8 protein-coding genes are annotated in these 12,817 nt (G+C 61.5%); 3 read left to right on the top strand and 5 right to left on the bottom strand.

Features of this window, described 5'->3' with window-relative positions:
• Nucleotides 1-9: 9 nt before the first annotated feature.
• The 5 genes from FPT15_RS10580 to FPT15_RS10560 form a co-directional block, all read right to left on the bottom strand.
• Nucleotides 10-627: a dTMP kinase gene (locus tag FPT15_RS10580; RefSeq protein ID WP_145160671.1), complete on the bottom strand. Its 618-nt coding sequence runs from the start codon at nucleotides 625-627 to the stop codon at nucleotides 10-12.
• A 117-nt stretch (nucleotides 628-744) separates the two neighbouring features.
• Nucleotides 745-1,977: a phosphopentomutase gene (locus tag FPT15_RS10575; RefSeq protein WP_145160669.1), complete on the bottom strand. Its 1,233-nt coding sequence runs from the start codon at nucleotides 1,975-1,977 to the stop codon at nucleotides 745-747.
• Nucleotides 1,974-3,281: a thymidine phosphorylase gene (deoA, locus tag FPT15_RS10570; protein WP_145160667.1), complete on the bottom strand. Its 1,308-nt coding sequence runs from the start codon at nucleotides 3,279-3,281 to the stop codon at nucleotides 1,974-1,976. Before deoA ends, FPT15_RS10575 begins: the two co-directional genes overlap by 4 nt.
• 10 nt (nucleotides 3,282-3,291) lie before the next feature.
• Complete coding sequence (locus tag FPT15_RS10565) at nucleotides 3,292-4,557, bottom strand: NupC/NupG family nucleoside CNT transporter (RefSeq protein WP_145160665.1); 1,266 nt, start codon at nucleotides 4,555-4,557, stop codon at nucleotides 3,292-3,294.
• Between the two features lie 54 nt (nucleotides 4,558-4,611).
• Entirely contained in the window at nucleotides 4,612-5,010 is a 399-nt protein-coding gene (locus tag FPT15_RS10560) for a cytidine deaminase (RefSeq protein WP_256587063.1), read from the bottom strand.
• A 278-nt stretch (nucleotides 5,011-5,288) separates the two neighbouring features.
• Here FPT15_RS10560 and FPT15_RS10555 point away from each other — a divergent pair, with 278 nt between their 5' ends.
• The 3 genes from FPT15_RS10555 (at nucleotide 5,289) to FPT15_RS10545 (ending at nucleotide 12,788) form a co-directional block, all read left to right on the top strand.
• Nucleotides 5,289-5,831, top strand: coding sequence for a hypothetical protein (locus FPT15_RS10555; protein WP_145160663.1), 543 nt, complete (start codon nucleotides 5,289-5,291; stop codon nucleotides 5,829-5,831).
• Between the two features lie 319 nt (nucleotides 5,832-6,150).
• Nucleotides 6,151-7,353, top strand: a complete 1,203-nt coding sequence (locus FPT15_RS10550) for a M48 family metalloprotease (protein WP_145160661.1) — start codon at nucleotides 6,151-6,153, stop codon at nucleotides 7,351-7,353.
• Complete coding sequence (locus FPT15_RS10545; protein WP_145160659.1) at nucleotides 7,341-12,788, top strand: WGR domain-containing protein; 5,448 nt, start codon at nucleotides 7,341-7,343, stop codon at nucleotides 12,786-12,788. The genes FPT15_RS10550 and FPT15_RS10545 overlap by 13 nt, the downstream gene beginning before the upstream one ends.
• The last annotated feature ends 29 nt before the right edge of the window (nucleotides 12,789-12,817 follow it).

Here is a 12,817-nt window from a genome sequence, read left to right as displayed (position 1 = left end):
CGTACAAAGCTACGCACATCGAAGGACGCTGTATATCTCAGAAACCACCTGCGCCGTGGCGTCCTCGATCGTTGTTTCATTGCGGCATAAAACCCAGCCGTGATCGCTAATCGCGCGCTCGAACGCCTGAGTACACGCGACATGTTCTTCCAGCTTATGCATCACCGTACTGCTCAGCCCACGCCGTCGTTCGGCTGCTCTGGCCCATGAAATATCAGGGGCGGTGACCACGCCGACATGCAGGTCGGGCACTTGCACGTCTCGATCAATGTTTAACTGCAGAATGTCTGCAAACCCGACGATCCGGCGAAACGCTGCATCAGAGGGGTACCAGCGATCAATCAAGATGATGCTACCGGCTGGCTGTTTGGCCAGTACGTGCCGGGAAATCCAGGCACGGCTATCAGCAAAGCGCTCACACACCCTCAACTCCAACTCCCGGCTGGGGTTTCTGACGAGAGTGTTAACGAGGGCCATTGTTTCAGCCCTATGGGGATCGCTTTTTTGCTCGCTGAGTCGGATCACCTTTTGCTTGTCTGCCCTCAGCACTTGGGTCACGGCCTCCAAAAGCGTGGTTTTACCCGTTCCCTTGGGGCCATCGAGAGATACAAAGAGTGGACGACTCATACTTCACATCATGATTGGTAGCGGTTCATTGGGCGCTGCTCTTCGCTGGAGTCGCCTGGCGCGACGATGCGAATCGAGTGCAGCGCCCATAGGAACAGACATTACTGAAGGCGTCGATCAATGATGCTCCCTGAGCAGAAAAGAACTTCCCCACGCCAACGGCGCCACGCCCAAATGCGTGGCCAGCGTCTGGCCGATATCGGCAAAGCTGCCGCGCTCGCCCAGCCAGCCGGCCGCCACGCCTGCCCCGTAAGCCAGGACCGGCACATGCTCACGGGTATGATCGCTGCCCGGACGCGATGGGTCGCAACCGTGGTCGGCGCTGATGATCAGCAACGTCTGCGGGTCCATCAACGCCAATAATTCCGGCAGCCTGCGGTCGAAGGCTTCCAGTGCGGCAGCGTAGCCGGCCAGGTCGCGGCGGTGCCCGTAAAGCATGTCGAAGTCGACGAAATTGGCGAACACCAGGCTGTTGTCTGGCGCTTGCTGGTAAGCCTTGAGCGTGGCATCGAAGAGCGCGTCGTTGCCGTCGGCCTTGTACAACCGGCTGATGCCGCGGTGCGCGAAGATATCGCCAATCTTGCCCACCGCATGCACGCTGCCGCCGGCTTCGCACAGATGATCCAGCAGCGTCGGCGACGGCGGTGGCACGGTGTAGTCGCGGCGATTGCCGGTGCGGCGAAACTCGCCCGCGTGCTCGCCGGTGAACGGCCGGGCAATGACCCTGCCGACCGTGTATTGATCACACAAATCGCGCGCGATTTCACACACCCGGTACAGCTCATCGAGCCCGAAATGGCTTTCATGGGCGGCGATCTGCATCACGCTGTCGGCCGAGGTGTAGCAAATCGGCTGCTGGCTGCGGATGTGTGCTTCGCCCAACTCGTCCAGCACCGTAGTGCCAGAGGCATGGCAGTTGCCCAGGACACCCGACAACCCTGCCCGCTCAATCAGGTCGGCCAGCAACCTGGGCGGAAAGGACTCAACCGGCCGCTCGAAATAACCCCAGTCGAACAACACCGGCACGCCCATCATCTCCCAATGTCCGGACGGTGTGTCTTTGCCTGAGGATTGTTCGCGCGCATGGCCGTAGGCGCCGACCGGTGCAGCGTCGCCCCAGTGGCCCGGCAACGGTCCGTCACCGCTGGCTGCCGCAGCGGCGCCCAAGCCCAGACGACCCAGATTTGGCAGCCACAGAGGCCCCCGGCGCAATGGCCCATCGGCCTCACCGCGGGCACACGCCTCGGCGATATGGCGCAAGGTGTCGGCGCCGGCATCGCCAAAAACAGCAGCGTCGGCACTGGCGCCGATGCCCAACGAGTCCAGCACCAATACGATGGCTTTGCTCATAGGATGTCCTGGATCAAATCACGTGCGGCCAGGCTCGAGCCGCCTAACCGATAGGCTGCGCGCAAAGCGGATGCGCCCTGCTCGGCCTGCTCTGGGTTGCGTGCGTGCACCCAGCCCAGAGGCCGTTGCGCGTTCACCTGTTCACCCACAAAGGCCAACTTGCTGAAGCCCACGGACAAGTCCAGCACATCGTCGGGATGACTGCGTCCGCCGCCCAATGCCACCACCGCCAAGCCCACCGCCCGGGTGTCAATCTCGGTAACGCAGCCCTCTTCCTCGGCCCACACCGGCACCGACACGGCGGCCTTGGGTAAATACGCTTCAGGGTCTGCCGTAAAGCCCGGCGGGCCGCCCAGAGCGACGACCATTTGCTCGAAGCGCTGCAAGGCTGCACCGCTCTGCCAGGCCTGGAGTAATTGATCACGGGCCTGGGCGTCATCCCGCGCCAAACCGGCCATCGTCAATGCTTGGGTGGCCAGCGCCAAGGTCACCGCCCACAAGCGCTCACTGCGCACCTCGCCCTTGAGCAAAGCGACTGCTTCGCCAACCTCCAGCGCGTTGCCGGCACTGCGGGCCAGCGGTTGGTTCATGTCGGTGATCAGCGCGCGGGTGTTGACCCCGGCACCGTTGGCCACCGCGACGATGCTGGCGGCCAGCTCGCGCGCCTGTTGCGGCTCGGCCATGAAGGCGCCGTTGCCGGTTTTCACATCCATGATCAGTACGTCGAGGCCGGCGGCGAGTTTTTTGCCGAGGATCGACGCGGTGATCAGGTCAATCGACTCCACCGACCCGGTCACGTCGCGGATCACATACAAGCGCTTATCCGCCGGCGCCAGGTTGGCAGTCTGGCCGATGATCGCGCAACCGACGTCGGCCACCACCGCGTGCAGGCGTTCGGTGCTGGGTTGGCAGTCGTAGCCGGGAATGCTCTCGAGCTTGTCCAGGGTGCCGCCGGTATGCCCCAGCCCACGCCCGGAAATCATCGGCACGTAACAACCGCAGGCCGCCAGCAACGGCGCGAGCAGCAAGCTGATCATGTCGCCGACGCCGCCGGTGGAATGCTTGTCCACGACCGGCCCTGGCAGGTCCCACTTCAGCACTTGGCCGGAGTCGCGCATCGCCTCGGTCAAGGCCAGGCGTTCGCTCACGTCCATGCCCTTGATGAACACCGCCATGGCGAACGCCGCCACCTGCCCATCGCTGAGGCTGGCGTCGGCAATGCCGGCGACAAAGCGTTGAATGTCCATCGTAGCCAGGGCGTGCCCGTCGCGTTTGCGCCGAATCACTTCTTGTGGCAACCACATACTGTGCTCCTTACAGCGAAATGAAAAAGCCGACAATCGCCGCGCTCATCAGGTTGGAAAGCGTGCCGCCGATCATGGCCCGCAAGCCCAGCCGCGCGAGTTCCTCACGGCGTTGCGGGGCGATACCCGTGAGGCCGCCCAGCTGAATGGCAATCGAAGAAAGATTGGCAAAGCCGCACAGGGCGAAGGTCACGATCACCTGGGTGTGCACCGACAACAGCGGCACGCCGGCTTCGGCAGCCTTGGCCGGGGTCAGGTAGTTGGCCAGGTCGGCGTAGGCGACAAACTCGTTGAGCACCAGTTTTTCGCCGATAAAACCGCCGGCCATCACTGCTTCATGCCACGGCACCCCGAGCAGAAACGCGATGGGCGCCAGCACGTACCCGAGAACCAGTTGCAAGGTCAATTGCGGGTAGCCAAACCAGTTGCCCGCCCAGCCCAGTAGCCCGTTGAGCAGCGCAATCAACGCGATAAACGCCAGCAGCATGGCACCCACCGCCAAGGCCAGGCGCAAGCCAACCTGGGCGCCATCGGCGGCGGCATCGATGATATTGGTGGGGCGATTCTCGGCCTGGCCCAGCTCCTCGATCACCTGTTCGGTACGTGCCGCTTCGGTTTCCGGCTCCATGAGTTTGGCCATCAACAGGGCCCCCGGCGCCGACATGAAGCACGCCGCGATCAGGTACTTGAGCTCCACGCCCAGCCCGGCATAGCCCAGCAGCACCGAGCCGGCCACTGCGGCGAAACCACCGACCATCACCGCAAACAACTCAGAGCGCGTCAGCTTGGCGATGAAGGGCCGTACCACCAGCGGCACTTCCGACTGGCCGATGAAAATCGCCGAGGTCACCACCATTGATTCGATGCGGCTGGTGCCCAGCAACAGGCGCAAGGTGCCGCCCACCAGCCGAATGATCCAGCCCATCACACCGATGTAATACAGCACAGAGATAAAGCTGCCGAAGAACACGATCATCGGCAAAACCCGGATGGCGAACACAAACCCGCCACTGCCGAACACTTCAAACATGTGCGGTGAACTCAGGCCGCCGAACAGAAACTCGATGCCTTTGTTAGCGTAAAGCTGCAGCGATGCCACCGCGCCTGACAGCGAGGCGAGCGCCGTCTGGCCCCACGGCACGTAAAGCGCAAAGGCGCCAATCAAGACCTGGATCAAAAACGCGACCGAAACGGTGCGCCAGTTGATCGAGCGTCGTTGATGAGATAAAGCAATGGCAATGAGAATAAGGGTCGCTATTCCGACAAGACTGATCATGCAGGCGTCTCAACAATGGACCACGCGGATGCAGACCCGAAGGCCTGCCCAGGATTAGAAAGCGTCGAAGGCGCCCGGCAGCAATTGCTCCAGGGTCCAGGTGCGCGTGGCGGCCGGGTCACTGCCCTGACAAATCACCACTGCATCCTTGGCCATCAACTCCAGCATCACCTGGCGGCAGGCACCGCAAGGGCTTATCAGTGAAACGTTGGGTGCATAAACAGCCATGGCTTTGAAACTGCGCGGGGCATGGCCCTGGCTGATGGCGCTGAACAACGCGCTGCGCTCGGCACAGTTGGTCAGCCCGTAGGAGATATTCTCCACGTTGCAACCCTGTACCACCTCACCGTCGGCGGTCAGCAATGCCGCGCCCACGGGGAAATGGGAATAAGGCGAGTACGTGCTCTGGGCGGCACGCTTTGCCTGTTCCATCAAACGCTCTTCAATTGTCATGCACAGGGTCATCCCATCTTATTACGAGCACGTCCAGGGCGGTCGTGACGCTATTGTGGTGTTATTTAAATAACAATTGATGTGAATATTCAATCTTTTTTATGCTCGCGAACAAAGGTAGGCGCCGAAATCCTTGGCTGCCTCACGTGCACGCGTCTATGAGGTAGACAGGTGTTGTAGCGCTGTTGGCTCGCCAAGATCTAAGGCTAAAACCCTTTGTTTTCCGATAGTACAGCCTGAATACTGATAAGTTTTAGAGTGAAAATTCGGGAGCCATCATGGGAATTCAAGTCACGATATTAAAGGGCGTTTGCATCCTGACGATGGGGGCTATAGCGCTCGACGCGTTCGCGGAGGCTTCGGAACAGCGCTATCTGTGTAAGGCGCAAGAAACGCTATTGTTCGGATGCGACTCCGGCCGGAAGATGATCTCGGTGTGCGCGTCGCAGGATTTCTCGGCGACAACAGGCTATGTGCAATACCGATTTGGTACGCCCGGCAACATTGAGTTGAGCTATCCCGAGAAGCTGAGTCCACCCAATGGTCATTTCTGGTTCAGTTCTACCGGCTACTCAGGTGGTGGCGAAGCACATCTGCGCTTCATCAATCACGGGGTAACCTACGCCGTTTTCGACCGCATGGTGCGCACAAACTTTACTCCAGGGGAACCCAACGACCCAGACATGAGCGAGGGAATAGTCGTGCGGCCGCAGGGAAAGAAGGCGACAACTCGACTCTGCACCTATTCCGAAGGCGGCATTCGCGCGCAAGCATACACAACCATCGAACGTGAAGACTTCGACGACGACCTCGTTCCGTAAGCGCGAACGTGGGTGTTTTGTGGCGCGGATGACTTGGGGTTGGGCTTGGAGGTTCTTTAGGAAGGGTTCGGGCAATGAAAACGCTGAAAGGCGTTTTAAAGGCGTTAGACGCGAGAATGTTCGGCAACCAGGTTACGCAATCCATGCGCGCTAAATAACCTGATTGCCAAACACGAGGGCTGTGTACTTTCACAAGTAATTTTCCCAACCACTAGGTATGCTCCGCGTTTATTGCCGATCACTGACACCGGGATGCCAGCCCAAGCCTCTGCTGCCCAGGCGCAGCTTATGGAGCCGTATCCTCAAGGACGTTTGAACGATGAGTACCCCCGCGCTGGACATCAGCAGCCTCACGCCACTGCCTTATCACCAGCAGGTGGTCGACTACCTGAAAACCAGTGAGCCCGCCGTGTGGAGCTGGGCCTCGTCCCTGGGCGTGCAGCAGGAACATGCCCAGGATGTACGCGCGCAATTGCTGCGCGACACCTACCGCCTGAGCCCCGAGACTCACCCGCAGGCTTACCTGGCCTGTGAGGCAGCGTTGCAAAGCTTGCAGATCCAGGCGCCCGCCACGCTCTACCAGGCGGGCGACGGCGCGATGAATGCGAGCCTGTATTACCTTGCCGGTGAGGTGCATGTGGTGTTTTACGGGCCGATCCTTGAACGGCTCGACGCCCAGGAGTTGCTGGCATTGCTGGGGCACGAGCTGGCCCATTACCGTTTATGGTCGGAGCACGACGGCGACTACCTCACTGCCGAGCGCATTCTCAACCACGCGATGGCCGATGTGTATACGCCGCCCAGCCTGGAACAGACCGCACGTTTATATAGCCTGCACACCGAAATCTACGCCGACCGCGGCGCGGCCCTGGTGGCCGGCGGGCCCGAAGCGTCCATCACCTCGCTGGTAAAGATTCACACCGGGATTGTCAGCGTCGATGCTGCAAGCTACTTGCAACAGGCGCGCGAGCTGGATGGCAAGGATGCGCAACTGTCCCAGGGCGTCTCGCACCCGGAGACTTTCCTGCGTTCCCAAGCGGTAGACAGTTGGTGGCGGCAAGTTCCGGAAACCGACGCCTGGCTGCACCGCCGGCTGCGTGGGCCGTTGTCGCTGACGCGCCTGGACGTGACCGACCAGGTCGAGCTAACCGCCCTCACCCGTGGCTTTATAGCCACCTTTATCGGCGCAGCGGTGTTGCAGTCCGAGGCGGTACTCAATCAGGTACGGGGTTTCTTCCCCGACTGGAAGACCACGCAGACGCCGCTGGACCTGGCCACGCTGAATGCCGAGCGTATCGACGCGAGCATCCATGAATACCTGCACTTCGTCATGCTCGACCTGAGCCTGGTCGACCGTGACCTGCGTGATGAAGCCTTGCTGCATGCCGCGCGCACGGCGAAGAAGCTCGGCAGCGCCGACGACTTTATCAACGTGCTCAAACGCGATATCAAATTACCCAAACGTGAGCTCGACCCGATCGTTCGCGCACTAAAAGCGGAGGTCGACACATGGACCCAATAACCCAACCCGTCACGTTCACGCAATTACTGGCGAGCCACGACGGCGCCGCCGTGCCTATCGACGATGTATTGTTCCTGGCGCTGCCGCTGCTGCGTCAGGTGGCGCAACTGCATGAATTGGGGCGTGTCGCCCAGCTCAGTTACCTCGATGTACTGCAAGGGCCAGAGCGAACCCTGCAACTGCGCAACCCCGAGGGCGTGCCGCCGCGCCTGGCGCTGGAGGCGATCAAGCAGGTGCAGCCCAACCCTGAGTCGGCGCTGAATATCGTCGGCAAGGTCCGCCTGACCCGCGATTCGCAAACCGGTGTGGCAATTACCGACCTGCAAGTCCAGGAAGACCCGCACCAGGCCATCGACCACCCGGTGTTCCTGACGGACTTGCGCAGTTGGGAACATCAGCTTGGGCATCACGACGAAATCACCGATATTTTCCAACTCGGCCAGTTGCTGGCATGCCTGGCTTGCGGGTTGGATTTTGCCGATATCAACGACCTCAAGACGTTTGCCCGGCACCGGCGCAACCTGTTCCAGCTCAATGGCCGGCTCAACCCGGTGCTGGCCAATGTAATCGTCGAGATGACTGAGCTTAACCGCCATGAGCGCGCCACCGATGTCGGCTCGCTGGCCAAGCGCCTGGAGTCCTGGCGCGAACAGCCGGCGAGCCTGGATGTCGAGCGTGTGCTCGCCGAGGCTGAAGGCCCGGCTTCGCGGCGCACCGTGGTGCTTGAGCATCTGCGCAACCGGCTGTTCGATCTGTCGCGACGCAACCGCCTGCTGCACTTTCGGCCGACCCAGGCGAACGTCAATTTGACCGTGGCCAGCGTGCCACTGGTGATGCGCATCGAAAGCATCCGCCCCGAAGCGTTGTGTACCTGGCAGCCTACCTTCGGTGGCTTTTCCGAGCAGGTACTGAGCGGCAAACCCGTTGGCCTGCAGCAATGGCTGCGGTTTGAAGACCAGACCTGGTTGCAGGCATCGCTGGAACGCCTGATCCAGGAAACCCGCCGCGACCGCGCCGAGTTCGGCTTCAGCAACCTGCGCCTTGTTGTCGCCTTCATGCGCTGGCACAACCTCAAGGACACCCCGGAAGAACGCATTGTCACCCCGTTGCTGTGGCTGCCGGTGGAGCTGAGCCGTAAAAAAGGCGTGCGCGACCAGTTCATGTTGCAGTGCGACGAAACCGAGGCTGAATTCAACCCGGTACTGCGTCATCAGTTGCGTCAGCTTTACGATATCCAGTTGCCGGAAACCGTCGACCTGCAAAAGACCTCGCTGGAAGACATTCACGCCGATATTGCCCGTCAGATCAAACTGACCGAGCCCGGCGTCGAGCTGCGCTTGCAGAGCAAGCCGCAAATCGAACTGATCCACCAGAAGGCCGTGCAGCACCTGCATCACTTCCAGCGCCGCCGCGCCCGTCAGCGCTCGAGTATGCCGTTGGTAAGACCGGATTTCAGCTACGACCGCGAAGACTACCGCCCGCTGGGCCTGCAACTGTTCCAGCAAAAAGTGCTGCCAAGCCAGTTGCCGCTGCGCCTGGCGGTAGGCGGCAAACCTTCGCTGCGCGACCAGCATCCGCAAATGGTCGCCAGCAGCACTGAAAACAGCACCTTCGCCCTGCCCGAGAATCAGGGGCACCGCTACGCCTGGGATATCGACCTGACCCAAGTGACACTGGCCAACTTCAACTACCGCAAGATGTCGTTGGTACGCGACTACGCGCAGTTGATCGACGAACCGGCGCAAAACGAAGCGTTTGACCGGATGTTCTCCATCGAGCCGCGAGACGTTGAAGTGCAGGCCCCGGACCCGATTCCGTTGCCCGAACAATGGAACGTGGTGGCCGGCGACGCAACGCAAAATGCCGCCGTCAGCCTGGCCCGCACCGGGCGCAACTTCATCATTCAAGGGCCGCCGGGCACCGGCAAGTCACAGACCATCACCAACCTGATCGCCGACTATGCCGGTCGCGGCCTGCGGGTGCTGTTCGTGTGCGAAAAGCGCGCGGCGCTGGACGTGGTATTCCACCGCCTGCAGCAAAGTGAACTGGGCGACTTGTGCTGCCTGATTCACGACTCCCAAACCGACAAGAAGGCCTTCGTGGGCGATCTGCGCGAGTGTTATGAGCGCTGGATTGCCGGCGACGCCCAATCAGCGCAACTGCAAGCTCGACGCAGTGCCACACTGGCCACCTTGAGCCAGCAGCTGAGTTTGATCGAGCGCTTCGAACAGGCCATGGCCGCGGTTCCGCAAACCTTGGCGTGCTCGGTGCGCGAGCTGGTGCGCCACCTGATCGAACTGCCTGCGGCGTCTGCAAAACTGCCGCCTGAGGTACTCGAACGCCTGCCCGACTGGCGGCACTGGCAGGCCCACAGTGAGCTGATCAGCCGCGTGTATGAGGCGATCAACGAACGCTTCGGCCTCGACAGTTTTGCGCGCCATCCTTTCAGCCACCTGGCCTCTAATCTCATCAGCCACGAACACGCGTATGGCCGGCTCAAGGCATTCCTGGATGAAGCCGGCGAGCTGATGGACAGTGTCGAGCAACTGATGGAGTCACCCTCAAGCCTGCTTTCGAGTGACACACCCCTGGCGGATGCGTGCGTGCTGACCCACGCGGCCGAGCAACTGACCAGCGCCAACCTGACCTCGCACCTCGACCTGCTGGAGCCGGGCTCACCCGGCTCCCAGGCGCTGCATGCCGAACAGGCGACGTTGCAGGCGCTCACCGTGCGGCAACACAGTGCCGGCGAAAGCACCCGCCATTGGCGCGACAAACTGGGCCCCCAGGACACCCAGGCCGCCCAGGATCTGGTGCAGCGCCTGGAAGGCTCGCTGCTGCGTTGGCTACAACCGTCGTGGTGGCGGCTGCGTGGCGAGCTACAACGGCGCTACGACTTCAGTCAGCATGCCATCCGCCCACATTACCGCAGCGTGCTCGACAACCTGGCCGATGAACACCGCGCCACCGCCGAGTTGCAAGCCGAACAGCAGCGCCTGCAAAGCCGCTACGGCATTCAGGACATCGACCTGTTCGTGCACAACCTGCAAGCCCTGCTGGCGCAACTGAGTGCATCACCGTTATTGCGCCAGTGGCTCGAAAGCCTGCGCGGCAACCCGGACGCCCTGCCCGGTGTGCGCCAGGAAGCTAACCTGCGCCAGCCAGTAGCGCGCCTCGCCCAATTGGTTGCGCAACACTGTGTATTCGAACCGGCGCCGAGCCTGGGCGCGTTGGCCGAATACCTGCGCGACCTGCGTGAAGAACTCGACGAACTGCCCGACACCCTGCCGCTGCTCAACGAGCTGCATCAAGCCGACCCCGCTTGCCTGTTGGCCGTGCAGCAGCACGCCTTGGCGCAACCGGTGCTGGATGGTTTGATTGCCGAGGAAAACCTCACCCGTCTGTATCGCGCCAACCCTCAGCTGTCGCGCTTCGACGGCCCGGCCTTGGGCCTGGCGGCTCGTCAGGTCAGCCAGGCTGAAAGCAGCCTGCTCAAGCACAACGCCCATGTACTCAGCGCCACGCTGCATCAGCGCTTCCTGGAGCATGTGAAGCAATCGGCGATGTCGGTGACCCAGCTTGACGCCCAGGCCCGTGAGTTCAAAAAAGCCTATGCCAAAGGCCGACGCGAACTGGAACATGAGCTGGGCAAGACCATGCGCTATCGCTCCATCCGTGAAATGGCGAGTGGCGACAGCGGCCGGGTGATCAACGACCTCAAGCCCATCTGGCTAATGAGCCCGCTGTCGGTGTCCGACACCCTGCCGTTGACCCCGGACTTGTTCGACGTGGTGATTTTCGACGAAGCCAGCCAGATTCCCAGCGAGGAAGCCGTGCCGGCCTTGAGCCGTGCGCAACAAGTGATTGTGGTGGGTGACGAGATGCAATTGCCACCCACCAACTTCTTCTCCAGCGCCGGCGACCAGGACGATAACGAGCTGGTCGCCATGGAAGACGGCGAACAGATTGCAATCAACCTCGACGCCGACAGCTTGCTCAGCCAGGCCGCGCGTAATTTGCCGGCGACCCTGCTGGCCTGGCACTACCGCAGCCGTCATGAAGCGTTGATCAGCTTCTCCAACGCGGCGTTCTATGAAGGCCGGTTGATCACCATTCCCGACCGTCGTATCGAGCGCCCTGCCCCGGCGCAGGCTGCACTGGATTCCACGGACACCCAGGCAGCGATGCAGGGCGCCGACACGCTGCTCGACAGCCCGATCAGCTTCTTGAAGATGAGCGATGGCGTCTACCTCAGCCGCAGTAACCTGGCCGAAGCGCGGTACATCGCCAACCTGGTGCGTGAACTGCTGCACCGCGAGACCGGCCTGAGCCTGGGCATCGTGGCCTTCTCCGAAGCCCAACAAGGTGCCATCGAGCAAGCCTTGGAGGACTTGGCGGCCAGCGACTCAGCCTTTGCCACCCGCCTTGAGCGTGAGTACGTGCGTGAAGACGCCGGGCAGTTCAATGGTCTGTTCGTCAAGAACCTGGAGAACGTCCAGGGCGATGAACGCGACGTGATTATCCTGAGCATCTGCTACGCGCCAGGCCCGAACGGCAAGATGCTGATGAACTTCGGCCCGATCAACCAGCGCGGCGGGGAAAAACGCCTGAATGTGATCTTCAGCCGCGCGCGCAAACGCATGGCAATCGTCTCCAGCATTGAGGCAGATGCCATCACCAATACCCACAACGACGGTGCCGCCGCGCTGCGCGCGTTCCTGCAGTTTGCTCAAGCCAGCGCCAGCGGGGACGCGCCGCGCTCCCAGGGCATCCTCGCCAACCTCAACCCCGGCGCCAAACAATCCTTTGCCGTCAGCCTGCCCAAGGACAGCCTGCGCAGCGCTATCGCCGCCGCCTTGCGCAAACGCGGGCACACGGTGCAGGAATATGTCGGGCGTTCACAGTTTCGCTGCGACCTGGCGATCAGTGATGCCAGCGGTGAACACTTCAGCCTCGGCGTTTTGCTGGACAGCGATAGCGCGGCGGCGGCTGACGTGCGTGAGCGCTATATCTTCCGCCCGACCGTATTGCGCAGTTTCGGCTGGAAGATCATCGACGTACTCAGCCATGACTGGCTGCGCGACCCGCAAGAGGTGCTGAATCGCATCGAAGCGCTGCTGCGTGGCGAAGAAGCGCCCGCGTTGCCAGAGCCGCAACAGGCCGTGGCGCTGGAAACGGTTGAGGTCGAACCGCCGCCAGCCACTGAAGCAACCACCTCAATGCGTGAGTTCACGTTTGGTGAAGGTAACTCCAACAAGTTCTGGCGGATCGGCGTGACGGAATCGGAGGTTGTGGTGAACTTTGGGCGTATCGGCACTAAGGGCCAGACGTTGATCAAGTCACTTGAAAGCCCTGAGCGCGCAGTGCGTGAAGCGCAAAAGCTGATTGCGGAGAAATTGCGCAAGGGCTATCAAGAGCAGGTCGAGGGCGAATAGTCCGGTCCCTCAACCCTCATTTAAGCGCA

It is taken from the genome of Pseudomonas sp. RGB, assembly GCF_007713445.1.
Lineage (GTDB): Bacteria > Pseudomonadota > Gammaproteobacteria > Pseudomonadales > Pseudomonadaceae > Aquipseudomonas.
This window is presented reverse-complemented; position numbering and strand designations above follow the sequence as displayed.

Bases quoted from the DNA above. Each gene is read 5' to 3' on its own strand.
- FPT15_RS10580 (WP_145160671.1), bottom strand. From the start codon at position 627: ATGAGTCGTCCACTCTTTGTATCTCTCGATGGCCCCAAGGGAACGGGT.
- FPT15_RS10575 (WP_145160669.1), bottom strand. From the start codon at position 1,977: ATGAGCAAAGCCATCGTATTGGTGCTGGACTCGTTGGGCATCGGCGCC.
- deoA (WP_145160667.1), bottom strand. From the start codon at position 3,281: ATGTGGTTGCCACAAGAAGTGATTCGGCGCAAACGCGACGGGCACGCC.
- FPT15_RS10565 (WP_145160665.1), bottom strand. From the start codon at position 4,557: ATGATCAGTCTTGTCGGAATAGCGACCCTTATTCTCATTGCCATTGCT.
- FPT15_RS10560 (WP_256587063.1), bottom strand. From the start codon at position 5,010: ATGACAATTGAAGAGCGTTTGATGGAACAGGCAAAGCGTGCCGCCCAG.
- FPT15_RS10555 (WP_145160663.1), top strand. From the start codon at position 5,289: ATGGGAATTCAAGTCACGATATTAAAGGGCGTTTGCATCCTGACGATG.
- FPT15_RS10550 (WP_145160661.1), top strand. From the start codon at position 6,151: ATGAGTACCCCCGCGCTGGACATCAGCAGCCTCACGCCACTGCCTTAT.
- FPT15_RS10545 (WP_145160659.1), top strand. From the start codon at position 7,341: ATGGACCCAATAACCCAACCCGTCACGTTCACGCAATTACTGGCGAGC.